This is a genomic window from Gemmatimonas sp. (genome assembly GCF_046594945.1).
Taxonomy (GTDB): Bacteria; Gemmatimonadota; Gemmatimonadetes; order Gemmatimonadales; family Gemmatimonadaceae; genus Gemmatimonas.
In genome coordinates this window covers 46,693-73,347 of the sequence record NZ_JBKJRB010000112.1, presented here as the reverse complement: position 1 = coordinate 73,347, position 26,655 = coordinate 46,693, and the positions used below count along the sequence as shown (strand labels likewise).

The following is a 26,655-nucleotide window of genomic DNA, read 5'->3' as shown; positions in this document are numbered from 1 at the left end:
GCGTTAGCCGCTCGGCGTTAGCCGCTCGGCGTTAGCCGCTCGGCGTTAGCCGCTCGGCGTTAGCCGCTCGGCGTTAGCCGCTCGGCGTTAGCCGCTCGGCGCTGGCGCCCCGGTCTCTCCACGCTGAGATTCTTCTGGGCCGTTCCCACCTTTGCCAGGACCCATCGATGTCTCGTCGAATTTCCTTGATCGCCGTGGCCCTGCCCACCATCGCGATCGCTGCCGGCTGCACCCTGCAACGTTCGTCGTCCAGCACCTCGAGCGCGCTGGCGTCGGGCGCGCTGGCGTCGTCGGCGATGGCCGATGATCACATTGCTCACATGAACGCCGCCGACCTCTCGATGCCCTCCCGGCGCTCGTCAGGCGCGCAGCAGGGCGTCATTGGCCTACCCGCCAGCAACAATTCCGCTCCCGCGCGCCTCAAGGCGAGCCCGCGCCACGCCGAATGGGTGAAAATTGCGTGGGAAGCGGGCTCGGCCGACTCGATCATGGCGTGGGTGGTGTACCCCACCAGCCCAAACGCCCGCGCCAAAGCACCCGTCGTGGTCGTCGTCCATGAGATCTTCGGCCTCTCCACCTGGGTGCGCGGTGTAGCCGATCAGGTCGCGGCCGACGGCTTCATCGCCATCGCGCCCGACTTTCTCTCCAAGGTGCGCGGTGGTCCGAGCAGTGTCGAACTGCCCTCCGATTCCGCGCGCAAGCTGATCGCGGGCGTGAACGCCGCCGACCGCAATCGCGTGATCAACGCGGCCGCGAACTACGCGATGATGCTGCCCAGCGCGAAACAGAAGTACGCCGTGATCGGCTACTGCTGGGGCGGACAAACCGTTTTCATGCACGCGACCAATCGCGGGCTGAAAGGCTTCTCCGGCGGCGTGGCGTTTTACGGGTTGCCGTACACGTCCGGCGGCTCGCCGGCCACGGCCACCACGGCCGCTGTCCCGGCCGGCATCAATACCGACTCGATCAAGAAGATCAAGCAGCCCGTGATGTTGTTGAACGGATCGAAGGACGCCCGCATTGCCGCACTGATGCCGTCGCTCGAGTCGATCATGCAGGCGAACAAGAAGAAGTACGTCGGCACCAACTACGAGGGCGCCACCCACGGCTTCCTCCGCGCTCAGGATGACCCAAAGGCCACGCGCGACGTGGCCGAAGAAGCGGCCAATCTCGCCGCCACGAAAGACGGCTGGCCCAAGACGATCGCCTTCCTCAGGAAGAACTTGGGCGTGAAGTAGGCACGGCGTCCGGCTGTCGACGTCACAGTTTTTGCGTCGACAGCAGGAGGCTGGTTTCCGAATTGGCGACACCTTTGATGCTCCGAATCCTACGGAGCACTTCGTCGAATTTTTCGAGACTGTCCGTACCGATTTCGGCCACGATATCCCACCGGCCGTTGGTCGTGTACAACGCCTGCACCTCCGGATAGCCACGCAGCGTGCGCAGGATCGCGTCGGAGCGATCCCCTTCCACCCGATCGCCTTCCACCGCGATCGACATGATGGCCCGCACGCGATGCGCCGCCGCTTCCGGCGTGGTACGCACCGTGAAGCCCAATAACACATTGTCGGCGATGAGACGGTCAATCCGGTTCTGCACCGTGCCGCGCGACACGCCGAGTTGCTTGGCCAATTGCGCCACTGACATGCGAGCGTTTTCCCGCAGCAGCCCAATCAGCCGGAGGTCTTGAGAATCGATAGAATTGAGCATATTGCTAAATATACCCTACATTTTGTCATTTTATGACACAAATATGGTAATTCGTTGAGCTTGTTGCTGTCGTCGACTCGCGGCAGCTTCCATCCATGATCGCGACCTTCCTCTCCCCCGTCCGTGCCGCCGTCAAACCGTGGACCGGCACCGTCCAGCTGATCGGCGTCCCCATGGACTTGGGCGCCAGCCGTCGCGGCGTGGACATGGGCCCGTCGGCGATGCGCCTGTCCAGTCTCGCGGCGCAACTCGAACGACTCGGACTCACCGTGCACGACGTCGGCAACGTGGCGGTGCCCGATCGCACGTCACTCGGGAATGAACCGCGAGCCGTGCTCGATGCAATCACCGAGGTGTGCATCGATGTCGCCGAACGCACCGCCAACGCCGTACGCACCGGCATTCGTCCGCTGGTGCTGGGCGGCGACCACTCGCTGGCGGCCGGTTCGGTGGCTGGCACTGCCACCGCCCTCGCCGAACGCGGTGAGCGCACGGGGCTGATCTGGCTCGACGCGCACGCCGATCTGAACACGCCGCAGTCGAGCCTGAGCGGCAACGTGCACGGCATGCCGGTGGCCCACCTGTTGGGATTCGGGAATCGCCGATTGCGCCAGCTCTCCACGGCGATTCCGGCGGTGAGTCCGGAGCATCTCGTGTACGTGGGGCTGCGTGATCTCGACGACGCTGAACGGGCCATGATTCGGGAGCTCGGCCTGCATGCGTACACCATGCGCGACATCGACGAGCGCGGACTACGCGCCGTGATGGACGAAGCGATGAGCATCGCCACCACCGGCACCGGCGGCGTGCATCTGTCGTGCGACGCCGACTGGGTCGACCCTGCCGAAGCACCGGGAGTGGGTACACCGGTGCGTGGCGGCGCCACGTTGCGCGAAGCCCATCTCGCGATGGAAATCGTGCACGACTCCGGCGCCATGGTGGCAATGGACTTGGTGGAGATCAACCCGATTCTCGACCGACAGAACCAGACCGCCGAACTGTGCGCCGAGCTGATTGCGAGCGCCTTCGGCCGCCGGATTCTCTGATCACCGCGCTGGAAAGAACTCAGGAGGATGCCATGACACCGACTACGATGACGGCCACCGACGAACTGATCGCCCGCGAAGAGGCATGGGGAGCCCACAACTACCACCCGCTCGATCTGGTGATCGATCACGCCGAAGGTGCTTGGGTAACCGATGTGGAAGGCAAACGCTACCTCGATTGCCTCAGCTCCTACTCGGCGGTGAATCAGGGGCATTGCCATCCACGCATTCTTGCCACGCTCGTGCAGCAGGCATCGCGCGTAACGCTCACGTCGCGCGCCTTCCGCAACGATCAGCTGGGACCCTTCTGCGAGGAGCTGGCGCAGCTGTGCGGCATGGAGATGGTGCTCCCCATGAACACCGGTGCCGAAGCGGTGGAAACGGCCATCAAAGCCGCGCGCCGATGGGGCTATCGCGAGAAAGGCATTCCAAACGGGCAGGCCACGATCATTGCCTTCGACAACAACTTTCACGGACGCACCACTACGATTGTGGGCTTTTCGTCGGAGCCGTCATACAAGGCCCAGTTCGGACCATTCGCCCCGGGCTTCGTGTTGGTGCCATTCGGCGATATCGCGGCCGTACGCGCGGCGATGACGGCGCATACCTGTGCCGTGCTCGTCGAACCGATTCAGTGCGAGGCCGGTGTGCTCATGCCGCCCGACGGATTCCTGCGCGAACTCTCGGCGCTGTGCACCGAACAGCGCGTGCTGCTGATTGCCGATGAAATCCAGACGGCACTGGGTCGCACCGGCACCATGTTCGCCTGCGATCACGACGGCGTGAAGCCCGACATGTACGTGCTCGGCAAGGCGCTCTCCGGCGGCTTCTATCCCGTGTCGGCGGTGGTGTCACGACGCGACGTACTCGGGGTGTTCGGCCCCGGCTCGCATGGCAGCACCTTCGGCGGCAATCCACTCGGCTGCGCAGTCGCGCGCACGGCGCTGCGCGTGCTGCAGGATGAACATCTCGTGGAGCGTTCCGCCGAACAGGGCGCGTGGCTTCTGGAGCAGGTGCGCACGCTGCGTCACCCCGCCATCAAAGCGGTGCGCGGACGCGGCTTGATGATCGCAATTGAACTGCACGAGCACGCGCGCCCGTACTGCGAAGCGTTGAAGGCCCACGGCATGCTGTGCAAGGAAACACACGACACTGTGATTCGGTTGTCGCCACCGTTGGTGGTGAGTCGCGAGGATTTGGCGTGGGCGGTGGAGCAGTTGCAGAGCGTTTTCGCGAACTGACGTCACGACTGCAAGACCACCGAAACCACGGATTACGCAGAAGGGCACCGATAAGCAAAGAACGCTTTCTGCTTATCCGTGCGTTTCCGCAAAACCGTGGGATCCGTGTTCCAGTCGTTGCTTTTCCGTTCTTCGATCTGATAGAAGAAGTGCGGCCGGCAAGCTCGATCATCGTGCTACTCCAGCTCCTTCCCCTGCGTATTCGGGATCACCGACCACGTGAGCGCCGCCAGCAGGTACGCCGATCCCGCCACCGCGAACGCCGTTTGAAAGCCGCGCGACGCGGCCAGTGAGCCCACGGTAAATGGTGCCGTGGCACTGGCAATGCGGCCGATGTTGTACGTAAAGCCCTGCGCCGACGCGCGGATCTGCGTGGGATACATCTCGGCCGTCAGCGCACCGAATCCGCTGTAGAAACCCGTGCCGAAGAATGCCACGAACGGGCCAAGCAACAGCAGTAGCAGCGGATTGGACAACGAGCCGTACAGCGGTAGCAGCATGCTCGCGCCAAGCAGGTATACCACGTACACCTTTTTGCGGCTCATGACATCGGTGATGTACCCGAACGACACGTAGCCCAGCCACATGCCGAGCTGCATGAACACCACCAGTTTCGACATCGTGGCGGTGCTGAGGCCGATGCCACCCTGCGTCGTGGGAAGCGAGAGGTACGCGGGGATCCAGCCGTTCATGCCCCACCAACCAAACAACGTGCAGGCGTTCATGAACGTGACGGCCGCGGTGCGCTTGAGCATCGCGCCGCGGAAGATGTCGAACACCGAATGCGCACGCGGTGCATTGGGCAGCTTGGCGGCACCCGATCGCTCGGCCTCGAGTCGCGCCGCGTTCAGCGCCTTCCACGCGTCGGGCTCTTCCACGCTGCGACGCACCCAGAGCGTGAAGAACGCCGGCAGGATCCCGATGAAAAACACCGCGCGCCACCCGTAAGCCGGCAGCACAACGCCCACCACGATGGCCGCCGCCGCGAAGCCGATGGCCCACGCGCTCTGCATGAACGCCAATGCGCGGCCGCGTGACTTGGCGGGCCAACTCTCCGACACCAGTGCGGCGCCGCTGGCCCACTCGCCGCCCATGCCGAGCCCCAGCAGCCCGCGAAAAATGGCAAACTGCCAGAAGGTATTTGATAGACCGCAGGCAGCGGTGAACACGGAGTACAGCAGCACGCTGGCGATCATCGAGCGCGTGCGTCCGTAGCGGTCGGCCACCCACCCGAAGAACAGACCGCCAGCGGCGGCACCCAGCAGCGTGATCGAACCGAGCGCGCCGGCTTGGACCTTTGTGAGCCCCAACTCAGCGATCACCGCCGAGAGTGTGAGCGAGAAGAGCATCACGTCGAAGGCATCGAGCGCCCAGCCCATGGAAGCGGCAATGAGGGCGCGGCGAGGCTGCGGCGGCGCGATGCGCCACCAGCCCATCAGGCCGGTGTCGGTGACGGGTGTCGCAGTGGAGCTGGCAGAAGAGGCGGACATGGTCACGAAGCTACGCGCCGGTACCGCGACCCGTCAGGGCGACACGTAGGGGCGCCCCCGTACGCACGTACGGCAAAACCCTGATAGTCCGGCGTCTCCTTCCACGGTAACCATCGCGAACCACCATTCCTCACTTTCAGGAGCTTCTGATGCGGACATATCGCTCGTCGTTGATCCTTGGCGCTCTCTTGGCATGCGCGGCACCGTTCACCAGTCCACTGGCGGCGCAAACGGCACCGGAAGGTCGCTGGCTGGTGCGCGTGCGGGCGCTGTCGCTGACCGCCAACAACGGCTCCGATGCAATCGTGTCGCTTGGTGTGCCGGACAACGCGATCACCGTAACCGACAAGGTGTTCCCCGAGTTCGACATCTCCTACTTTTTCACAAAGCACATCGCCGCGGAGTTGGTGCTCACGTATCCGCAGCAGCATGACGTGAAGTTGAGCGGTACGAAGATCGGCACGTTCAAGCATCTGCCGCCTACGCTACTGGCGCAGTACCACTTCCTTCCCGAAGGCACCGTGCGTCCGTACGTCGGGGTGGGCCTGAACATCACGTTCATCTCCGACGTGAAGCTCGCCGTGCCGGGCGTGGGCACGCTCGACCTCGAGTCGAGCTCAATGGGAATGGCGGGTCAGATCGGCGCCGACATCAAGGTCGCACCGCGCGTGTTCCTCAACGTCGATGTGAAGAAGGCGCTGTTGAGTTCAGACGTGACGCTCGGTGCGTCGACGATCTCCGCCGTCCGCATCCATCCGTGGTTGGCCAGCGTCGGCTTGGGCTTCCGTCTCTAATCGATCGCTAGCCAAGTAGCTGTTTCGCAAACGTGGCCGCGTCGATATTCGCGCCACACACCACGAGGCCAACGCGCTTCCCCTCCAGGCGTTGGCGTAGCGGGTACATCAGCGCCGCCAGCGAGGCGGCACCGGCCGGTTCGACGGCGAGCTTCGCCACACGAAACGTGAGCCGCATGGCTTCGCGAATCTGATCGTCGTTCACCAGCACGACCTCGTTGACGAACTGCTTATTGAGCGCGTACGAATAGGGCTCGCAGCGCGGTGCGCCGAGCGAGTCGGCAATCGTGCGCACCGCGTCGATGGACTGCGGCGATCCGGCGGCGAAGCTGCGGTACATGGTGTCGGCCCCTTCGGGTTCCACAACATAGACCGCCGTGCTCGGGCTCATTTGCTTGACCGCGCAGGCTACCCCTCCGGTCAGTCCTCCACCGCCGGCAGCGACAATGACCGCGTCGAGCTCGTGGCCCGCTGCGCGTACCTGATCAATGAACTCCATGCCTACGCCGGCGGTGCCGAGCGCTGTTTTCGGTCCTTCGTACGGATGCACAAACGTGCGCCCTTCGCTCGCTTCGATCTCTTTTACGCGGGCGAAGGCGGCGTGCACGTTCTCCACCAATTCGACCGTCGCGCCGAGCTCACGACACACCTGCACGCGAAATGCATTCGCGGTTTTTGGCATCACCACCGTAGCAGAGGTGCCGAGCACGCGCGCCGAGTAGCCGAGCGATATGGCATGATTACCCGCCGATACGCCAACGACACCGCGCGCCAGAGCGGCGGCGTCGAGATCGAGCATCACCGACAGCGCGCCGCGTGGTTTGAAGCTGCCGGTGCGCTGAAAGAGTTCCTCCTTGATCCACACGCGCGTGCCGTCACCCACCGCGCGTGCCAGCGCGTCGTCGACCAGCAAGCGCACGGACGTGGTGATCACGCGATCACCCAGCCGGTCACGGTTAGCGCGGATCGCCTCGATGGTCGGAAAGTCGACGTTCACGACTGCACTCACGGCGCCGACCGGCGATACAAGCCCACCAGCACGCCCTTGCCACGAATGTGCGACGCCATCGCGGCCATGACTTCGCGGCGCGTGAGTGGCGGCGACATTCCGATCGGTGCCACGTTCACCATGGCGTCGAGGGCATAGAGCTCGAACAGGTAGTGATGCGCCGGACCGGTGGCGGGTGCGGCCGGGCCACGATAGTACGGACCGCTGCCGCTGATCTGTCGCATACCGTTCGAGGCCTGCGCCCCCTGCGGCACGCCCTCGGGAAGTGAGGTAGCACTGCCCGGGATATTCCACACCATCCAGTGCAGCAGGTCATCGGTGCCGTCGCCGATCGCGGCGTCGGCATCGTGCACCAGCAGCACGAAACTGCGCGTAGAGTCCGGCGCGCCGCTCCAACTCAACGCCGGCGACAGATCGCGTCCGGTTTGCGCGAAGCGGGCCGGCATCATGCTGCCATCGGTGAACGCGCTCGAGGTCAGCGTCATCACCCGCATCGCGGCGCGGGCGGGGGCACGGGTCGGCTGTGGTGCCGCTGGCGTGGCGGGGCGCGCTTGCGCCATCAGGTCAGTCGCCGAACACAGGGCCACCGCTGCGACCACGAGCCGCACGCACTTCTGAACCGTTGTCATCGCGGTGCTCATGAGAACGACTTCGGCATACGCTTCCGCCACGCGTCGTAGCGCGAGCGCAGCGTTTTTACCGGATTCAGGTTCTCACCGGCCTTGATGGCGTTCGGTCCGCCTTGATCCGGCTGGGTGACCGTGAGATACATGGCGTAGGTGCCGTTGTTGTGCGAGTCGCCGTTGGTGTCGTTCTGGTTCGCCATCAGGATGTAGGCGATATACGACGTACGCCCTTCACAGGGACTCGCCGGGACCGAACCGTCAGCGGGAAGTGGCGGACAGACACAACGACTGTCTCCACCGTACTGGTCGGCGGTTTCGAGCGCCGCCATGACGCGATCGGTGAGCGCGCCCTTGGTATGCAGAAACGCCTTCACCGCGTTTGGAATTACTTCGCCCGGACGCAGGATGTTGCCCTGAATCGAGTAGTAGATCTGTGTGCCCGGTACGCGTCCCTGAATGTCTTGGCTTACGTAGCCGTTGGTGAGACCCGAGTGTCCAGCGCTGCGGCCGGTGAGGTCGAGAATACCGAACTGCCGAGACTGGAAGGCCGGATCTTCGGAGAGCATCTCGATAATGCGCGTTGGGTCGGTGCCCTTGGCCAACTCACGGTACACGAGCATCTGATTCGCGTGTGTGCCATCCACACCGGCCTGACAGGCGGCAACGCCCCTGCCGGGCACCACGACGGCCTGAATACCCATAAGGAAGGCGTCGTTGTTGTTGACGCAGGTGGCCGACGCGATAACCACGCGACCGGTGGCGGCGTCGACGGCGATCACCGACCAGGTGGCGTGGGCCGCACGTGGCAGGGTGATTGAAAGCGCGACGAGGGCGACCGCGGAGCGGAGCGCACGGCGGAGCGTTCGGCGCAAGTGAGATGTGAGCATGCCGCAAACGTGCGCCCCGAACGGCCCGCTTGGCAAGGGACTGCCAGTCAGCGCACCAGCCGCACGGCCCACTCGTACGCGCCCGCATACTGCTGCGCCGCGTGATCCCACGAATTGTCCTCACGCATGCCGCGCGCTTGAAGTAGCGCCCAGCTCTCACGGTCGCGATACACCTGCAGCGCCCGCCCGATGGCATTGGTGAAATGAGGCGCGTCGTACGGATGAAACCGGAAACCGTTACCGTCGTACCCTTCGCGGACGGTATCGTTGAGACCACCAGTGGCGCGCACGATCGGCACACTGCCGTAGCGCAACGCGATCATTTGGCCCAGTCCGCACGGTTCGAACCGCGAGGGCATGAGAAACGCATCACTGCCGGCGTAGATGCGCTGTGCCAGCGCCGCATCAAAGCCGATGCGCACGGCGATGCGAAGCGGATGTGCTCGCGCATGTTGTTGCATCACGAACTGCAGATGCGCGTTGCCCGAGCCCAGTACCACCAGCTGCGCATCGGTGCGCTGCAGCAACCACGGTATGGCCAGATTGAGCAGATCGAGCCCCTTCTGCTCCACGAGACGGGACACGATACCCAGCAGCGGACGATCGGGCGCCACCGGGAGACCGAACTCTGCTTGCAGCGCGGCCTTGCACGCCACCTTGCCCGAGCGGTCATCCACATCGAACCGTGCGGCGAGATGCCCATCGGTCGCGGGGTCGAAAATATCCCGGTCGATGCCGTTGAGAATACCGACCACCCGATCGCGCTTGGCGCGCAGCAATCCGTCGAGCCGCTCGCCGTACTCGGTGGTCATGATCTCCTGCGCGTACGTGGGGCTGACGGTGGTGACGACGTCGTTGAACAGGATACCGCGCGCCATGAAGTTGAACGTGCCCGAGATACCGGGGCCCATGCTGTCTTCCGGCAATCCACCTTCGGTGAGTCCGGCCAGCGCCAGTGTTCTGGTGCTGCGCTGCCCCTGATAGGCGAGGTTGTGGATCGTGAACACGGTGGCCACCTGCCCGAAGGTGTAGGCGTAGTACGTCTTCAGATAGTTCGCGATCAGGGCGGCATGCCAGTCGTGACTGTGCACCACCTCAGTCTGCCACCGCTCCACTTCGCGCAGATGCTGCATGAGCGCCAGCACGCCCCGCGCGAAGAGAATGAAGCGGCGATCGTCGTCCCCTTCACCATAAATGGCTTTGCGTTCGAAAGCGGCCGGAATATCGAGCAGATACACCGGTGTATCACCCTCGGCGAGTCGCCAGATGCGCACCTCTTCCTGCCGCTCGCCGACGGTCAGGAATGAGGCGGCGATCGGCCCTTCCACGGGAAGGCCCCGCTCGCGCAGCTCCCGAAAGTACGGCATCACCACCCGTACGTCGTGTCCGGCGCGCCGCAGCGCGGCCGGGAGAGCGCCGGCCACATCGGCCAATCCGCCCGTCTTGATCAGTGGTGCGACTTCAGCGGCCGCAAAGAGGACGTTCATCGTTGCAAAATGCAGACGCGTATCGCGTGGGGACACCCTTCCGTGAGCTGAACCCGCGACACAGAATGAGGAGACGGCGATTTCCTTCCCGATTGCGAGTAACCCCGATATGACGTCAACGACCCGACCCGGCACGATTGCCCGTACCGCTATGGCGTACGTGCTGGCCGGAGGCCGTGGATCCCGGTTGTATGAGTTGACCGACCGAAGGGCCAAACCGGCCGTCTATTTCGGCGGCAAGACGCGCATTGTCGACTTCGCGCTGTCCAACGCCTTGAACTCAGGCATTCGTCGCATCGGCGTGGCCACGCAGTACAAAGCGCACAGTCTCATTCGTCACCTACAGCGGGGCTGGAACTTTCTGCGCCCCGAGCGCAACGAAAGCTTCGATATTCTGCCGGCCAGCCAGCGTGTGAGCGAAACGCAGTGGTACGACGGCACCGCCGACGCCGTGTATCAGAACATGGATATCATCGAGACGTATCGCCCGGAGTACATGGTGATTCTGGCCGGTGATCATATCTACAAGATGGACTACGAGCTGATGCTGGAGCAGCACGTGGCGCAGAATGCCGATGTCACCGTCGGCGTGCTCGAAGTGGACCGTAAAGACGCGTCGGGATTCGGCGTGATGCACGTGGATGCAGATGACCGCATTGTGCACTTCCTCGAGAAGCCGGACGACCCGCCCGGTATTCCTGGCAATCCGGCGAGGGCGCTCGCCAGCATGGGCATCTACGTGTTCAAAACCACGTTTCTGTTCGAGCTGCTGCGCCGCGATGCCGCCGACCCGAGTTCGACTCGTGATTTCGGCAAGGACATCATTCCGTACGTCGTCGAGCACGGCAAAGCCGTCGCGCACCGTTTCGGGACGTCGTGTGTAAAGGCCGATCGCGAAGTGGAAGCCTACTGGCGCGACGTCGGCACGATCGACGCGTACTGGGAAGCGAACATCGATCTCACCAGCGTAGTGCCGTCGCTCGACCTGTACGATCACACCTGGCCGATCTGGACCTACAGTGAGATCACCGCGCCGGCCAAATTCGTGCACAACGATACGCATCGTCGCGGCGCCGCTATCAATTCACTGGTGGCGGGCGGCTGCATCGTGTCCGGTTCACACGTCGAGAAGTCGCTGCTTTTTACCGGCGTGAAAGTGCATTCCTTTGCGCATCTCAACGGCGCGGTGGTGCAACCCTACGTGGAAATCGGCCGTGGTGCGCGACTGCGTGATGTGGTCATCGATCGCGGGGTGATCATTCCCGCCGGGCTCGTGGTGGGTGAAGACCCCGAGAAGGATGCGGCGCGGTTCCGGAGAACGGACAAGGGCCGCGTATTGATTACGCAGCCCATGATCGACCGGCTCCCGGAATAGCGAAGCTGACGGGTTCGCCGAATATCGACGTGCCACGTCTGTCCGAAGGGCGTCGACCCACCCAGCTCACGCGGTATTGAGATTGTAGCGCATGATCCCGGCGTGCACGCCGGTCGCGTCCCGCTCGAGGTGGTACACATCGCCTCGAGGACCCGGCGCCGCTGCCATCAACGACTTCAGCGCTTCCCGCTCGGCAGCTGTGAACTCCACCGACAGCGAGGCCAGCGTGGCCGGAAGGTGCTGGGCGTGACGCGCTCCAACGATCACCGACGTCACCGCCGGCTCATCCACCACCGCGCGGAGCGCGACCGCACCAATGGTTGTGCCATGCGCGTCAGCGATGCGGCGCATGGTGTGCAGCAGCTGCTGGAATGCGGCCCAGCCGCCAAACTCGTCGATGATGAGGCGGTACTTCACCAGCGAGCGATTCTCCAGCGGCGACTGGGGTTCGGGCGCGCCGAGCCACTGCTCGTGAAAGAAGCCACCAGCCAAGGCGCCGTAGGTGAGCAGCCCTACGCCACGTTCGACGCACAACGTGGCCATGTCGCCCAGTGCGCGACGGTCGAGGAGCGAACACTGTACCTGATGCGACACAATGGGGATGCCCGCGTCGAGCAGGGCTCGCAGGCGCGGCGTGTCGAAGTTGGTGACACCAAGTTGTCGGATCTTGCCAGCGCGCTTGAGCTCCGCGAGATGTATGGCGGCCTCGAGCCACCCCGGCACGTCGAAATTCCACCAGTGGAACTGTACCAGGTCGAGCGCCTCGACACCCAGCCGCGTGAGTGAGCGATCGATCAATCGCTCGATGTCGGCGCGAGTGAGGTTGGGGAGCGCGTCACGATCGGGCACGCACTTGGTGTGCACGCGAATCGTCGGCGCGGCGGCGCCGTGCCGCCCGTACCATTCTCGGAGGAATTCTCCTATAAGCTCTTCGACGCCGGTATAAATGTCGGCACAGTCGAACGCCGTGATCCCGGCCTCGGCAAACGCCACCATGTCAGCGATAGCCTGCGCGCGGCTCACTGTGCCGTGTCCACCGGCCAGCTGCCACCCGCCCTTGATGAGACGGGGTACGACGTATCCCGGCGCCAGTTGGCGCGTGGGCACCGACGTGTGATCGAGGGCGCTCACGATGCGCTCATGATGCACCCGGCGACGCAGGCAGCGGTACCAACGTCACCTCGGCATGACGAAACGTGGTCGTGCCGATGCGCGTAATGCGAAACCGGCCGCCGCAGTGGGGATCGGGACAGGCAATCTCGGCGTCGGTCGTCATCCAGTCATTGGGATGCGTAGGGCGCTGCTTGGCGGGAAGCAGCGGCAAAAGAGCCGCCAGTGGATACAGCGGGAACGTCTGGCCGTCGGGGAACTCGAGGTTCTCGCCGCGCAGCGTGAAATAGTCGCCTGCCTGATGGTTACAGACCATGGGGCGGTCGGTGGCGATCACGTCAACCCGCAGATCGAACAGCGTGAACGCGTCGTCGCGCGCGGTGTCCCGATTGGTTACCCGATTGGTCTCAGACATAGCGCGAACGATAGCGCCACACGACCTTGTCTTGCCATATGCCTACCCCAGCGCCGTCGCCCTACCCCTTGCCCGTCCCGCTTACGTTCGTGGGCGGACTGGCCGGAGCGCTGGCGCCGTTCGCGGCGTTTCTCGCTGGCGTGGCGTGGCTCGCACTGAACGGCGCCCCCGATGAAAAGGGCTTTTGGCCTATTCTGCTGGGCGCGCTCACCCTCGGTCTGTTGCTGGCGAAGGACCGCGAGCGCTATGCGGAGGCGATGCTCGACGGCATGAGTCAACGCGTGGTCATGGTGATGTTGTGCGCGTGGCTGTTCGCGGGCGTGATGGGCGCGGTACTGAGTGCAGGCGGTCTGGTAACGGGGCTGGCGTGGCTCTCGCGGGCGTTGGGGCTGAACGGCAGCGCCTACGTAGCGGCGGCGTTTCTGACGACAGCCATCGTATCGACGGCGACGGGTACGAGCTTCGGCACCATCCTGTTGTGCGGACCCATTCTGTATCCGGCCGGCGGTGCAGCAGGGGCGATGCCGGCGGCCCTCATGGGTGCGGTGCTCGCCGGCGCCACGTTCGGCGACTCGATGTCGCCCGTATCGGATACCACGATCGCGTCGAGTGGCACGCAGCACGTGGATATCGGCGGCACGGTGCGCAGTCGGTTGCGCTATGCGATACCAGCGGGCCTGGTGGCACTGGTGGCGTCGGCGCTGTTGGGCGGCGGCGCGATCGTCGATCCTGTGAGTGCCACGCTATCGGGCGCGGCTCAAACGGTGCCGGCGTCACCCAAGGGTCTGCTGCTGCTCGTTTCGCCCGCGCTGGTGATTGGCCTGCTGTTGCGGCGCACGCATCTCATTACGGCCTTGCTGACCGGCGTGGCCACCTCAGTCGGCATCGCCCTCGCCTTTCAGCTCGTGACACCGTTTGATCTGTTGCACGTCGCTCCCGGAACCTTCGGCGCCACTGGCGTGCTGGTAGACGGCATGCAACGCGCGATCGGCGTGAGTGTGTTCACCCTGCTGCTGGTGGCATTGGTGGGCACGCTGCAGGCCACCGATGTACTGGACCGTTTAGTGAGCGCCTCGGAGCAGCGGGCGCACTCGGCTCGGGCGGCCGAGGGGTGGATGGTGGGTGTGGTATCGGCGGCGGTGTTGCTTACCACGCATAGTGTGGTGGCGATTCTGGCGGTCGGTGAGTTTGCACGGCAAACCGGTGAGCGGTTCGGCATCGACGGCTATCGTCGCGCCAATCTGCTCGATCTCACGGTGTGCACGTGGCCTTTCCTGCTGCCGTATTTCTTGCCCACGATTCTGACGGCCAGCGCGAGTCGTAGCGGCGAAGCCTTCGGGATGCCCACCCTCGCCGCCGGCACGGTGGGCCTTTACAACACCTACGCCTGGGCGCTGGTCGCGACGGTGCTCGTGGCGGTCACGACCGGATACGGGAGAAAGCGCTGAGGCGATTGCGTGAACACCAAGGCTACACGGACGGCGCGGACGTAAGCAGGCGGCGCGGCAGCGCGTCGAGTCGGTCGCGTACCAGCAGCACGCCGGCCAGCGCCACGAGCCCCATGCCCAGCAACAGCCACTTGGCGGTGGCCATGGTGTAGCGCGCAGCGATGGTGTGTTGCCCGGCGGGGAGATCGAACCCGATATACACCGGCGACACCATGTAGGTGGGCACCGGCGTGCCGTCTACCGTCACGCGCCAGTTCGGGTGATAGGTGGTCTTGAGAATCAACGACGACGGCGATTGGCATTCAACCACGAGGTCGATCAGGCCGGCTTCGGCGCGCTCCGACACCGTGCGGCCGCCGCCGGGACATCCGCCGGTAGGCACCGACGGGCCGCTCGGCTCACGAAAATCCCAGCGGATGAACTGCTTGCCCGCCGGCCCTGCGCTCTTCGACCAGGCCTCGACACCGCGCAGCAGCTCGAGCTGCGAGCCGGCCGCCCGACGCTCCACGACCGCGCCGTAGGTGGCGATGCCGGTGGTGGCCACGCGATACACCGTGTAGCGTGGCGTGCGTGCAAGCGGCGTCATGAAGCGATCTACCGGGGCGCCGCTGGGCAGGGCCACATAGCGCACGTCGAGCAGGTCGTACTGCGCCGGATCGCGATCGCGGAAGCTCACCACCACATCGGCATTCAGCGACAACCCCTGGAAGAGCGGGGCTACGGCGGGCTGCCCGCGATCTTTCAGCACATCGTAGGCGCGAATAAGCGGACCAATACGCCACTGCTTCCCGCCGTTATTGGCGAGACCCATGTAGGCCCGCCCGCCAGGCTGTGCCGCGATCGTATCGAGCACAGTGGTCAGATCCGGATCAGCAGCCAGCGCCGCGCGAGTGGCGGTAATGGCGCGACCATTGCGCCCGAACAACGCCGCACGGTCGCGCCACGCCGGTGCCATGATGAGCAGCATCAGCGCGGTGGCCGCCAGCAATGCCCCCAACCGAGCAGGCGCGGTTGACGCCGACGCGGCGCGTTCGTCTACGCGACCGATACGACGATCGACGATGGCGCGCCAGATCCACTCACCACCCACACCGACCAGCATCAGCGTGAACACGTCGGCGATCCCGATAAACCGGTACACGAGATGTCCGTCGTATCGGAAGAGCCGACCCAACCAGTTCACTTCCGTGGGGCGGAATTGGTACAGCAGCAGCCACACCACGGTGCCCACCAGTGCCAAGCGGGCAGCGCGCGTCCGCGTGAGCAGCGCGGCCATACCGCCTGTGAACGCGAGGAGCGTCAATATGGGCCAACGCTCTTCGTCGATCACCAGACGCTGCAGCGCGCTCAGTAGCGAACGGCTGCCGTCGAAACCGGGCGTGTTGATGCCGGGAAACATTGCCAGATAGGAGCCCGAGCTCATGGCGAACGGCACCAGCATGTACGCCGAGATCGCGATGGCGAGCCCACCCACCATGCCGAGACGCAGCGCGTTCGCCTTCCACGTGTCGCGCCTAGAAAGCAACACGCACAGCATCACGCCGGTCATCGCCAGCATGTACGACCAGATGAAGTGCGAGAGCGCCAGCGCTGCGAGCGCCACGATGGTGCCGGCGTATCCACGGCCGGTGCGCATGAGGCGATACAGACCGGCCATCGCGATCAGCGACAGGTGCTCGGCCCACAGCTGTGTGAAGAGACCACGGCCAATCCACAGCTGGCCGTCGTACTCGAGTCCGTAGCCGTCGCGATTGGCAAACAGTGTCGTCGCCGCCGCACTGATCGCCGCCGCCCGCATCGAAAACTCCATGCGACGCATGGACCAATACACGGTGAGCGGTAAGCCGACCAGCAGCAGGTAGCGCGCTCCGTCGAACACCGTGCGCAGCTCCACGATCCCGAACAGCAGTCGATGGACACCAGCCACCAGGAGATGCGGCAGATTCTGATAGTACAGGAACTGCGGATACCCGAGCTCGATCTGCGGCATCCAGAAGTCGAGTGGATTCCGCCAGTGTGCGAGCTCGCGACTTGCCCCCTGCACCATCTGCCAGTGCAGCGCGAGATCGTTGCTGGCGGGCACCGGCGTCGTGACCTCGGGAAGCAGCTGCCAGGCCATGATCAGCAACGGCACGAGCGCGAGCAGCGTCAGCAGCACGCGCTCCCAATTCACCGGGCGACTCGCCGATCCCTTTCCCTCACCACTCGGCTCCGATGCGATGTCCGCTTTGCCGGACCCGGGAGCCGCGCTACGACGCCGTTTGCTCATGCGCCGCGAGCGGAGGGAGACCAACCGCGCCAACGTGCCGCTGGTGAGTGGCGATCGCCCAGGCGGCGCCGAGTCCGCTCTCGGCGTAATACAGCAATCGCAGCGGGGCCACACCGAGGGCGAAAAAGAAACCACGACGCGCCCCGAACCACAACAACAATGCGGCATTCCCGAGCAACACCACCACGACGCAAAACGCGGCGATGTACGCCAGGGCGTTGTTGGAGAGCACCAGCGCGCCCAGCCCGGCCGCCACCGACAGCGCCGTGAACACAGTGTATAGCTTCTCGCGCACGCGCAGATTGAGCGGTCCGCGCTGCATCGCTTCCCCGCGCCGGAGAATAAGATGCATCCAGGGAATGGCGCGCTCGCGCAGATCCGTGCGCGCCATGTTGCCGAACGTCCAGCGTTTCAAGTGCTTGCCCTGCAAATCCGGATCGAGCAGGATGCGCGCACCATACTCCCGCAAGCGATAACCCAGCTCGATGTCTTCGATCTGCGGCCGCGGATAGCGCGCCGCATCGAAGCCGCCAATGGCCAGAAACGTCTCACGTCGGACCGCACCGCAACCGGCCCAGAAGGTGTCGGCGTTGCCGGGGTGCAGCGTATGCACGTACCGATGCAGCAGGTTGCGATATTGCGAGAGGAAGTCCGGTTCGAATGGTGCATCGTCGTAGGCGCCGAACGCCGCACCCAGTGTTGGATCATCGGCGAAGTGTGTCGCGAAGCCGCGCAACGTGGTCGGTGCCACGACCACGTCGGCATCGATGAACACCAGCACCGTGCCCCTGGCCGCGCGGGCTCCCAGATTGCGGGCGTGCGCCGGGCCACGCGGCCCGTCGGACACGCGCAGCACCTGATCGGCCACTCCGCGCGCGACGTCTGCAGTGCCATCTGAGCTGCCGTCGTCCACCACGATCAGCTCCCAATCCGCGCGCGGCAGGTCGCTCGCGCTGAGCCCCAGCAGACACTGACGCAGGTACGGCGCGCAGCGGTACGCTGGTACGACAACGGACAAAAACGGCAGCGGCACTACGGCGACTGCTTCTCGAACGTGATACCGACCGACCGAAGCGTGGCGCCACCGATGCTGCCGATGATCCACGAGTTCGGCGATCCGTTAGCGTTGGTAAACGCACCGGTGAACGTGAAGGTGAGTCCATTCACACCAGTGAGGGTGAAAGTCACCGCGTTACCGGATACGCCTCCCGTGGCCGAGGCGATGCGCACAATGCTCTGTCCGCCCAGCGCAAGCACCCCTTCCGTGTTGAGCGCGGAGAGTTGGCAGCGTCCAGCATTGGAGGGAGCGTCGCAGCCGGCCGTATCGAGGGAGAGCGTACTGCCGCTTTGCACCAATCGCACATGCCAGTGCACATCCGTGCAGGCCGACTCACCCGACCAGAAGCCGCTCATCGACACCGCGGTGGTTGTACCCGGTCTCGGCGTGAAACACGATTGCACTTCCGACTGCAACGTCTGACCGTTCACGTCGGTTATCCCGGTCGTCAGGGTAGCCACGTAGCCGCTGTTGGTGGCCAACGCAGCAGATGGTGTGAACGTGGCCGTACGCGTGGCGGAGTTGTACGAAACGCTTCCCGGCACGAGCAGCGCCGTATTGCGACTGCGCAGGAAGAACGTGCTCGTATTGACCGTGCTGGCGATCATCGGCAAGCTGAATGTGACCGACACCGGCGCGCTGACGTCGTGGTCGCTGGAGCGATCCATCGGCACGAAGGCTTCGACCCGCGCTGGCGCCGGCCGCGTCTGGAAGTTGAACGACGTCGGTGCGACACGATTGCCGGCCAGATCGCGCGCGCCACCGCCCACCACGACCGTGTACGTGGTGACGTACTCGAGCGGCACGGTCGGCCGGAAGGTCAGCGTGTTGGAGCCGGAGTCATACGTGCTGTTTCCACTCAGCGACTCCACGGTGTTGGCGACCTTGAGAATCAGGGCGCCGGAGGTCAGCGTCGCGGCATCCATTGCCTCATCGAAGCGCACGGCGATCGCAGTGGTAATGTCGACTGCCGCCGCATTCTCGGCCGGTACGGAGCTGGCCACGCGCGGTGGGGTGTCGTCGGTGGTGACGGCCGTGGTGAACGTGAACACACGCGGCGCAGCGAGTGCGTTGCCGGCGGAATCTTGGGCGGCCGTGGTAATGGTCGCGGTGTACCCGGTGTTACCGGCCAGTCGCGCGGACGGCACGAACGACAGCGTACGCGTGGTGGCGCTGTAGCTCACCGTGCCCGCCACGGCGGTCCCGCCCGTGGTGGTACGGACCACGAACGCCGCGCCATTCAACGATGCCGCCTGCATCGTTTCACTGAAGGTGGCCGTTAGCGTGGCCGTCGGATTGACATTCGCCGCACCGCTCGACGGAAACGTGCTGCTCACCGTCGGCGGCACGACATCAGCCGCGATCGTCGTGAACGTCGACACGAACGGCGCCGCCAGCGGATTGCCCGATAAATCGCGCACGCCCGTCGTCACCGTCACCGAGTAGGTCGCGCCGAGCGTCAGCGGAGTGGACGGCGTCAACGTGGCGCGGTTGGTGGCCGCCGAGTACACGACCACAGCGGACACGACCACGGCGCCTGGCGCCCGGGCCAGGGCAACCGTCGTGCCGGTGATCGTGGACGCATTCATCGCTTCACTGAACGTGACCGTGACGGAGGCAGCCAGCGGTACGCTCACCGCCTCATTGGCCGGCGTCACCGCCGTCACCGTCGGTGACGATTCGTCGACCGGGGCGGACGTGACGAACTGCGACGTGGACAGCGCAGCCAGTCCATTGCCGGCGAGATCGGTTGCCGCAGTAGTCACACGCACGGTGTACGAGGTGGACGCCGCCAGTGGCGCCGTCGGGGTCAGCGTCGCGGTGCGCGAACCCACCGCATACGACACCGTCGCAGCGACTGCGGCACCGCCCGCGGCCGGCGCCAGCGTGATCGACGAGGCGGTGACAGTTGCGGCGTTCATCGCCTCGCTGAACGTCGCCGAAACAGCGGTCCTGACGGAGACATCAACCGCACCGGCGACTGGCGAAAACGCAATAACGCTCGGCGCCGTCGCATCGATCGGCGCGGCGGTGGTAAACGACACCCGATACGCCGCGAGCAGTCGGTTGGCGGCGCGATCACGCAACGCAGTGGCCACGTCGAACGTGTACACCGTGCTCGGTGTGAGCGGGATCGAGGGCGTGAAGGTGAACGACGAGGCGCCGGCGGTATAGGCCACGACGCCGGGCACGTTCGCGGATGCTCCCGCAGCGCGCAACACCACGTTCTCGTTCGTTACCGACGCCGGATCGAGCGGCTCGCTGGCCGTCACGGTGATCGGCGCGGTGATGGCGACGTTGGTCGCGTTGGCCGTGGGTACCGAGCCCGCGATCGTCGGGCCCGTGAGATCGGGCAGCGTGAACGTAGACTGCGCGGATACGGTTGACGGTGCCGACTCGGCCGAGCCGCTGCCGATCGCGACGACCGTATAGGTGTAGGTCTGAAGCTCGGCGAGTCCGAAATCGGTGTAGGTCGGCACGGTGACATTGCCGACCGGCAGGCCATTGCGGCGCACCGAATATCGCTGCACCGACTCGCGGGCGGGATTCGGCGTCCAATCCACTCGCACCGACGTCAGCGAGGTGAGTGTTACTGTGACGCCGGTGGGTGCGGACATCGCGCTGGGCCCGGTAGAGTCTCCGCCGTCACAGGCCAGCAACGCCACCGCACCGACCAGCATCCATCGCCGGGCGGATCGAACGGGGGCGATCACGTCGTGCTTCTCTTCTCGAACGTAATCGTGGTCTCCGGCAAGGTCGGCCCGCTTATTTTGCCAGTCATCAACTTGTCGTCTGCCATTCGACCGGTGAATGTGAACCGGCGATTGTTGCTGAGCGTGAAGCTGAACGTGATCGTCGGATTGGTGAACGAGCCGGTCACGGCGGTCAACACGACGGGTAAATCGCTGCCGACGAAGGTGAGGCCGGTCGCATTGAACGGATACAGCGCACAGCGATCCGCCACGCAGCTGGGCTGCAGTGAGAGCGCGGTGCCGGTCTGCACGAACACGATATGAAGGTGCAGTGCTCCGGCTTGCTCGATCCCAACCCAGTACCCGTTGGCCGACTGGGCCGGGAGATTGGGATCTCCGTCGGTCGGGGCGGGGCCGCCGCAGGCGGCGAGGACACCGGCGACGACGAGCGTGGAGAGCTGTCGGATAATCGAGTGAAGCGTCATGAGCCTGGATGTTTGTGCGGTGCCGCAGCCTTCGGGGCCGGGCGACGCGGTAACGGCGCCGGGCCACCCTGCTGCGTCAGTCCCATCGCGTGTCCCATCGACACCCACTCCTCGACGGTGGTCACGCTGGACGTGGAATCCCGGTACTTCGCCGACGCTTCGAGAATCGTGGCGCGCTTCTTGTCCCGCGGGACATTCGCATTGGCCAGAATGTCCGACACGACATCGTGCAGCGAATGCAGATTGTCAAAAATGATCGCCGCTTCGGGATAGCGCGTCGAAAAATCGGGCGCGATCGCCGGCGACATCGGCATCACCGTAGGCAGCTTGGCGAATCCACCACGCGTCATCTCGTAAAAGCGGTCAACCACAGCGTTCACGTTCACGTCCATGTCGGCTTTCGCATCGGACGCCAGCATCGCGTCGTACAGCGTCATCTGAATCCAGTGATACGACCAGACGAGGCCGTTGAACTTCGGGTTCTGCTTGCGGAAGGCGAGCGAATACGACTGCCCTTCCATCAGGTTCATGTCCTTCGGATGGGAACTGAACGCCAGCGCCGGACGCGTTTTGTAGTAGCGCACCAGGTCGGCCACGTGAGCGTCGCGTTCGGCCGGCTTGCCCGCATCGTGCACGAGCACGTCGTACAGCTGTCGGTGCAGCATGTGCGCCCAGCTGAACATCGCCAGCGTTTCCGGTGCCAGCAGCGCCCATGACGGTCCGACGGCTGCTTCATCGAGCGGCACGTGCGGTGGTTTTTCCAGCAGTGATTTCGTGAGCAAATCGTATTCACGCCCGTCGAGATCACGGGCCGCGGTCATTGGCGAGCGCCACATCCGCTCGTACATGATGGCGTGACCGTAGTCGAACGCGTTGAACAGGTAGCTGGCGCGCGGATACGTCTTATTGAAAGCAAAGCTGTGCGCGCCCGGCAGATACATCTGCTCGTAATACTTGCCGGCCTGCGCCTGCGCCGATGCGGATGCCGCCACGGAGCCGACGACACACGTGAACGTGGCCGCCAGCAGTACCCGCACGAGCGGTCGCCGCGACGTCTGCGTGCGAAGAGACATGATATCCTCTACAGCGTGAGGGCACGACTGATCGTCGTGCCAAAGGTCAGAAACGTCGCGCGGCTTTCACCGGTGAACAGGCGTCCGAGCGCCGCGTCGAACACGATGGTCCGCGAGATCTGGGTGCGAATGCCGACTTCGCCAGTCCAGTCGATCGGACGACCGATGCTGCGATACTTTTGCCCGAACACGTCGGCCATCAGCAGCGTAGAGCGCAGCGGCAGCGACTTATCGACCGCCATGCCGAACAGCCAACGATCGTGCGTGATCGTCGCCCCGGGCACGGCCGCGCTCAGGGTGGACGACGGCACGCAGGCAAACCGCACCGTCATCGCCAGCTCGGTCGGCGCCACACTGCACGCGCCGTGGATGGGCGGGAGGATTTTTTCGAAGCCAACCGGCGTGCGCACGTTGAAGTTGCCGTACGCGCCGTTGAAGTGGATGCGTCCCACCGGGAACGAGCGCGTCATCATGCCGCGCACCGAATACGTGGGTGGGAGCGCCGCCGGACCGGTGGGCACGAACAGTTCAGTCCCGATGCCCAGGCTCGGCAGGTGCAGCGATTCGATGCGGAGCTGATGCTCTAAGCCCACGCCTACACCGGCCACGCCGGCGCGCGGGCGCAGCGCCCGTTCGTTAAAGAAGATCGGCGCGCGCACGGACACTTCGGTGCGCGGGAGCAGCCCGTACGTGGCACGGGGCTCGAGCTGGAGGCGATACCGGCCTTGCGACAGCTGTTGAACGCGCCCGTTTCCCAGATTCAATTCGAGCGACTTGCGCGCGGTGGGGGTGGCATCACTGATGCGCACTGGACGACCGGAATCGATATTCCGATAATCCACCTGGGCGTGCGCGGCACGGGCTCCGAGAAGCAAGGCGCCGAGGACCAGCTGCGTCGGCAAAACCGACGACGACATCGCGGTGGGGATCTTGGGCATGCTCGAATTGAATTGGTCCATGTAGCGCAGGGCCGCGAACACGGCGCAGCGTCTTCACCGCACGAGGCCGCCACTGCGTATTAACCGGAAGTATACAGAGCAATCCAACGCTTGTCACTCAGGAACGACCCTACGGCGGAGGTCGCCGCGGGTGGCCCACAGGCCCAACACCAGCACCGCCAGTTCGCCACTAAGGGTACCCAACGCCGCCCCCTCGATACCGGCCATGGGAATCAGCACCAGTTTGAACGCCACGTGCGCCAGCGTCGCCACCGCCGTATCGCGCAGATATCGCTGCTGCCGGTTGGTGGCCAACAGCATATAGCGGAAGTGGTTGTTGATCACATTGACCAGCGCGGCGACGCCAAGAATGCGGAGTGCCATCGCCGCGTTTGCGAACGACGGCGAAAAGAGCAGCCCCAGCGCCCATGGAGCCAGCGCCGCTACGCCCACCGCCGCCGCCAGCGCCAATGGCATCACACGGGCCAGCGACCCCAGTGCTTCCGACCGAAACGCCCCCGGCGATTCGGCCGCTCGCTGCGAGAGGCGCGGGAAGAGAATCGTGAAGTACACCGCGCTCAATCCCATCATGAGCGCGAACAGACGCGAGGCGCCGTTGTACCAGCCGATCTGGGCGTCACCGACCAGCAGCAAGCGGAGGAGCACGAGGTCCGACCCCAGGGCGATAGTCCGCAGCAGCAACGAAGCACCAATCGGCGCCGACTCCTGCAGCACGCGCCCCCACTCCGCCCACGGCCTCGGGGCCACCAGCCGCGCGGCCCGCCCTCGCAGCCACCAATACAGTCCCACCGCCACCAGCGCTTCCGCTGCGACCTGCGCCACCGGCACACTCCACAGCGGGCCGCCGGTGCGCGTGATGACCAGGACGCCCAGAAAATACAACGCGCCGATGGAGAGATTGGCCGCCGCCAGGGCGCCCGATTGCTGCAGCGCCTGCGGCACCCAGGTGAGCGACAGCGCACCCGTGAAGATCGTGAGACCGAACAGCGCCACCAATGGGAAGATGGGACGCAACGCCGGCACTCCCCAGCACACCGCCAGCAGCAACGCGTACGCCACCAGCCCGAGCGTGCTGCGCATGGCCATCACCGAGCTCGCCGTGGCCCCGATCTGATCGGGATGGCGCGCACCATGCCGCACCGCAAACACATCGAGCCCACAAGTACTCGCCTGCAACGCGTACGCCACGACCGCGGTCGCCACTCCGAGCTGTCCGAATGCTTCGTCGGCGAACGCGCGCACAATCAGCAGCGTGGCCAGAAACGCGAGACCGCGCGCGGCCACATCGGCCACGGCGAGCGTGCTGAAGCGCGTGAGCGTGGACGACGGCGCGCGCGCGCTCCGCGGCCGGCTCCTCAAGTGGCCACAGCATCCAGCAGCGGGGCGACGGCACGCACCACCCACGACAGCCCGGGGACACGAAGCGCCACGGCATACAGCGGCACGACGACACGAAGGGGCGAGCGTGACAGACGCTCGCGATCGGTACGGAGCAGGGCCGCCGCCCGCACCTGCACCCGGTCGAATGACGCCGCCTGCAAGGCGCGGCGAAGCGCGCCACTGCCCAGCGGGTGATGATGCTGATACGAGCCACCGGTGCGGGCGCGCACCCACCATTCGGCCAGCGGTCGTGGCATCCAGCCGATGCCAACGAGCCCGACGTGCGGCTCCGGGAGCAGCGAGTAACGGTTCACGGTGCGCAGGTGCAACGACGCGGCCGGACGCAGTACCCGACGCGACTCGGCTAATGCGCGTGGTACGTCGGCCACGTGTTCAAGGGCGCCGAGCGCCACGGCACGATCAAACACGGCGTCAGAGAAGGGCAGCGCCTCGGCGTTCGCGCACACCAAGCGCGGCTCGCGCTGCTGAGGCAATAGCCGGCGACGCGCCACCACCAACCAGCGGAACGCGACATCGACACCAATCACCTGGGTCTCGGGTCCCACGACCTCCGCGATATCGGCGGTACCGCACCCAAGATCGAGCCACTGTTCGCGCGCATCGGCCGGCACACCCATGGCCTCGAGCCAATCACGCGAGCGACGCGGTGCGCCGAGCACGTGCGCGACGAAGCGCTCCGCCTGCGCCGCCGGGGTGTCTGGCGCCAAGCGCCAGTACGCGCGCACAATGTGCGCCAAATCGGTTTCGCCGATGGTGGCGCGCTCCAGTGCGTCCGCCCTGGCGTAGTCCTTCTCGAAGGAGAGCCAAGGATCGGGAGACACCCGGAAGTCGGGGATACCGAGCCGCACGGGATACGATCGCGCGCACGGCGTGCACCGAAACGACGAAATGCCGGCGTCGGGCTCGTCGCTCCGCACCGCCGCGACGGCGGCGCGACACACGGGACAGACGAACGTGAACGTGTCGAGCCAGCTCATCGGGCCCACGCCTCGCGTCATCCGGCCCACGCCTCGCGCAGCGGGCGGGCCGCCGCGCGCGCCTTCAGATACCAGTTCCCGACGCGATGGCCGAACAGCGGAAAGATTGATGGGCTCCGCCAGTAGTACATGTCCACCCGCGGCACATCGTAGCGGTCGTCGGTTGGTGTGGCCACCTGCAGTCGGGTGCCCACCGCCACGCGGTAATGCTGCCCGACCGTGTCACGCAACGCCACACTGGAACGGCCGAACGGATAGGCAAACGACGTGACCGGCACCCCGAGCGACGACTCCAGTGTATCGCGACATGCGACCACCTCGCCGGCCCACGCCGCACTCGGCATGCGGTCGAGCCGCGCATGGGTGGCGGAATGGGCGCCAATCTCGCAACCGCTGGCGAGACACTCGGCGAGTCCGCTGCGCGACAGCAGCGGCAGCCGTGGGATACCCGCCGCCTGCCCCGCCCAATCGTTGATGCCGCCCACCTTCCCGCTGACCACAAAAATCGTGGCGCGGAACTGCAGGGCCACGAGCACGGGCAGCGCATGCTGCCGCACATTGTCGGCCCCGTCATCGAAGGTGAGCACGACCGTGTTCGGTGCCACGGCGGCGTCGCGATCCCAAGCATCGAGCAGTTCACGGAGCGTAATCACCTGATACGCCCGTCGCGCCAGCATCTCCATCTGGGCGCGGAACACTGTCGGCGGGGTAGAAATCACCGACCCCGAGTCGTCCAACGAGTGATAGGTGAGAATCGGCACCAGCGCACTCCGTGCACCAGTCACGATTTCCTCGCCGCCTGCAGCTGCGCGTGCGTCCCGCGAATCTCCCGTGGAATGGCGACGTGGAACGTGGGGGACACGGAGACGATGGTCATGAGAGTTGTACAGCGGAATGTATCGTAAGACGCTACGCCGATCGATAAATCATGGCAAGTGGGCCTCAGCCGCCTCATGGTGCTCTCCCCGCAAAGACCGAATGGCTCCCCTTTCGTCCGGTGGCGTGGGGCTCGGTGCGAGCGCCGGTACGGCGGCGAGCGCCGGCCGACCCGATGCGCGTTGGCGATAGGCGCTTCGCCACCTAACTTGCTCGTGAACTCCCCC

At 65.1% G+C, this 26,655-nt stretch carries 23 protein-coding genes; 6 read left to right on the top strand and 17 right to left on the bottom strand.

Going from position 1 to position 26,655, the window contains the following annotated elements; genetic code table 11:
- Positions 1 to 167 precede the first annotated feature (167 nt).
- A complete protein-coding gene (locus ACLL97_RS13755) occupies positions 168 to 1,238 on the top strand; it encodes a dienelactone hydrolase family protein (RefSeq protein ID WP_411281048.1) in 1,071 nt (356 codons plus the stop codon).
- 22 nt (positions 1,239 to 1,260) lie between these two features.
- On the opposite strand, the gene ACLL97_RS13750 is transcribed toward ACLL97_RS13755, so the two are convergent.
- Positions 1,261 to 1,710: an Lrp/AsnC family transcriptional regulator gene (locus tag ACLL97_RS13750; RefSeq protein WP_411281047.1), complete on the bottom strand. Its 450-nt coding sequence runs from the start codon at positions 1,708 to 1,710 to the stop codon at positions 1,261 to 1,263.
- A gap of 95 nt (positions 1,711 to 1,805) precedes the next feature.
- Here ACLL97_RS13750 and rocF point away from each other — a divergent pair, with 95 nt between their 5' ends.
- Together rocF and rocD are read left to right on the top strand one after the other, a co-directional pair.
- Positions 1,806 to 2,756, top strand: coding sequence for an arginase (rocF, locus tag ACLL97_RS13745; protein WP_411281046.1), 951 nt, complete (start codon positions 1,806 to 1,808; stop codon positions 2,754 to 2,756).
- A gap of 32 nt (positions 2,757 to 2,788) precedes the next feature.
- The gene (gene rocD / locus ACLL97_RS13740; RefSeq protein ID WP_411281045.1) at positions 2,789 to 3,997 is read left to right on the top strand and encodes an ornithine--oxo-acid transaminase; all 1,209 of its coding nucleotides are present in this window, start codon (positions 2,789 to 2,791) and stop codon (positions 3,995 to 3,997) included.
- Between the two features lie 176 nt (positions 3,998 to 4,173).
- On the opposite strand, the gene ACLL97_RS13735 is transcribed toward rocD, so the two are convergent.
- Positions 4,174 to 5,487, bottom strand: a complete 1,314-nt coding sequence (locus ACLL97_RS13735; RefSeq protein ID WP_411281044.1) for an MFS transporter — start codon at positions 5,485 to 5,487, stop codon at positions 4,174 to 4,176.
- A 149-nt stretch (positions 5,488 to 5,636) separates the two neighbouring features.
- Here ACLL97_RS13735 and ACLL97_RS13730 point away from each other — a divergent pair, with 149 nt between their 5' ends.
- Positions 5,637 to 6,281 (top strand): OmpW/AlkL family protein, encoded by a 645-nt coding sequence (locus ACLL97_RS13730; RefSeq protein ID WP_411281043.1) that lies wholly within the window; start codon positions 5,637 to 5,639, stop codon positions 6,279 to 6,281.
- A gap of 7 nt (positions 6,282 to 6,288) precedes the next feature.
- Here ACLL97_RS13730 and ACLL97_RS13725 read toward each other — a convergent pair whose 3' ends face one another.
- Genes ACLL97_RS13725 through ACLL97_RS13710 form a run of 4 tightly spaced genes read right to left on the bottom strand, consistent with a single transcriptional unit; the run spans position 6,289 to position 10,290 of the window.
- On the bottom strand, positions 6,289 to 7,278 hold the full coding sequence (locus tag ACLL97_RS13725) for a threonine/serine dehydratase (protein WP_411281042.1): 990 nt from the start codon (positions 7,276 to 7,278) through the stop codon (positions 6,289 to 6,291).
- Positions 7,279 to 7,286: 8 nt separating this feature from the next.
- Entirely contained in the window at positions 7,287 to 7,931 is a 645-nt protein-coding gene (locus ACLL97_RS13720; RefSeq protein ID WP_411281041.1) for a YbhB/YbcL family Raf kinase inhibitor-like protein, read from the bottom strand.
- The gene (locus ACLL97_RS13715) at positions 7,928 to 8,803 is read right to left on the bottom strand and encodes a DUF1028 domain-containing protein (protein ID WP_411281040.1); all 876 of its coding nucleotides are present in this window, start codon (positions 8,801 to 8,803) and stop codon (positions 7,928 to 7,930) included. Before ACLL97_RS13715 ends, ACLL97_RS13720 begins: the two co-directional genes overlap by 4 nt.
- A 47-nt stretch (positions 8,804 to 8,850) precedes the next feature.
- Complete coding sequence (locus tag ACLL97_RS13710) at positions 8,851 to 10,290, bottom strand: glycogen synthase (protein WP_411281039.1); 1,440 nt, start codon at positions 10,288 to 10,290, stop codon at positions 8,851 to 8,853.
- Between the two features lie 109 nt (positions 10,291 to 10,399).
- Here ACLL97_RS13710 and glgC point away from each other — a divergent pair, with 109 nt between their 5' ends.
- Positions 10,400 to 11,665 carry a glucose-1-phosphate adenylyltransferase gene (glgC, locus tag ACLL97_RS13705; RefSeq protein ID WP_411281038.1) on the top strand — a complete coding sequence of 422 codons (1,266 nt, stop codon included), beginning with the start codon at positions 10,400 to 10,402 and terminating at the stop codon, positions 11,663 to 11,665.
- A 66-nt stretch (positions 11,666 to 11,731) separates the two neighbouring features.
- Here the strand turns inward: glgC and ACLL97_RS13700 are convergent, their stop codons facing one another.
- Together ACLL97_RS13700 and ACLL97_RS13695 are read right to left on the bottom strand one after the other, a co-directional pair.
- Positions 11,732 to 12,796, bottom strand: coding sequence for an aldo/keto reductase (locus tag ACLL97_RS13700; RefSeq protein ID WP_411281037.1), 1,065 nt, complete (start codon positions 12,794 to 12,796; stop codon positions 11,732 to 11,734).
- Positions 12,797 to 12,803: 7 nt separating this feature from the next.
- The gene (locus tag ACLL97_RS13695; RefSeq protein WP_411281036.1) at positions 12,804 to 13,190 is read right to left on the bottom strand and encodes a TIGR04076 family protein; all 387 of its coding nucleotides are present in this window, start codon (positions 13,188 to 13,190) and stop codon (positions 12,804 to 12,806) included.
- Between the two features lie 38 nt (positions 13,191 to 13,228).
- Here ACLL97_RS13695 and ACLL97_RS13690 point away from each other — a divergent pair, with 38 nt between their 5' ends.
- Positions 13,229 to 14,638, top strand: coding sequence for a Na+/H+ antiporter NhaC family protein (locus tag ACLL97_RS13690; RefSeq protein WP_411281035.1), 1,410 nt, complete (start codon positions 13,229 to 13,231; stop codon positions 14,636 to 14,638).
- 22 nt (positions 14,639 to 14,660) lie between these two features.
- Here ACLL97_RS13690 and ACLL97_RS13685 read toward each other — a convergent pair whose 3' ends face one another.
- From ACLL97_RS13685 to ACLL97_RS13645, 9 genes are all read right to left on the bottom strand, one after another.
- Complete coding sequence (locus ACLL97_RS13685) at positions 14,661 to 16,907, bottom strand: hypothetical protein (protein ID WP_411281034.1); 2,247 nt, start codon at positions 16,905 to 16,907, stop codon at positions 14,661 to 14,663.
- On the bottom strand, positions 16,888 to 17,940 hold the full coding sequence (locus ACLL97_RS13680; RefSeq protein WP_411281033.1) for a glycosyltransferase: 1,053 nt from the start codon (positions 17,938 to 17,940) through the stop codon (positions 16,888 to 16,890). The genes ACLL97_RS13685 and ACLL97_RS13680 overlap by 20 nt, the downstream gene beginning before the upstream one ends.
- Positions 17,940 to 20,678 carry an Ig-like domain-containing protein gene (locus ACLL97_RS13675; protein ID WP_411281032.1) on the bottom strand — a complete coding sequence of 913 codons (2,739 nt, stop codon included), beginning with the start codon at positions 20,676 to 20,678 and terminating at the stop codon, positions 17,940 to 17,942. Before ACLL97_RS13675 ends, ACLL97_RS13680 begins: the two co-directional genes overlap by 1 nt.
- The gene (locus tag ACLL97_RS13670; protein ID WP_411281031.1) at positions 20,675 to 21,142 is read right to left on the bottom strand and encodes a hypothetical protein; all 468 of its coding nucleotides are present in this window, start codon (positions 21,140 to 21,142) and stop codon (positions 20,675 to 20,677) included. The genes ACLL97_RS13675 and ACLL97_RS13670 overlap by 4 nt, the downstream gene beginning before the upstream one ends.
- Entirely contained in the window at positions 21,139 to 22,215 is a 1,077-nt protein-coding gene (locus tag ACLL97_RS13665; RefSeq protein WP_411281030.1) for a hypothetical protein, read from the bottom strand. Before ACLL97_RS13665 ends, ACLL97_RS13670 begins: the two co-directional genes overlap by 4 nt.
- An 8-nt stretch (positions 22,216 to 22,223) precedes the next feature.
- Positions 22,224 to 23,174 carry a hypothetical protein gene (locus ACLL97_RS13660; protein ID WP_411281029.1) on the bottom strand — a complete coding sequence of 317 codons (951 nt, stop codon included), beginning with the start codon at positions 23,172 to 23,174 and terminating at the stop codon, positions 22,224 to 22,226.
- A gap of 93 nt (positions 23,175 to 23,267) precedes the next feature.
- Positions 23,268 to 24,533 (bottom strand): oligosaccharide flippase family protein, encoded by a 1,266-nt coding sequence (locus ACLL97_RS13655; protein WP_411281028.1) that lies wholly within the window; start codon positions 24,531 to 24,533, stop codon positions 23,268 to 23,270.
- A complete protein-coding gene (locus tag ACLL97_RS13650; RefSeq protein ID WP_411281027.1) occupies positions 24,530 to 25,552 on the bottom strand; it encodes a methyltransferase domain-containing protein in 1,023 nt (340 codons plus the stop codon). Before ACLL97_RS13650 ends, ACLL97_RS13655 begins: the two co-directional genes overlap by 4 nt.
- Positions 25,553 to 25,569: 17 nt before the next feature.
- Positions 25,570 to 26,313, bottom strand: a complete 744-nt coding sequence (locus ACLL97_RS13645) for a polysaccharide deacetylase family protein (RefSeq protein WP_411281026.1) — start codon at positions 26,311 to 26,313, stop codon at positions 25,570 to 25,572.
- Positions 26,314 to 26,655: the final 342 nt, after the last annotated feature.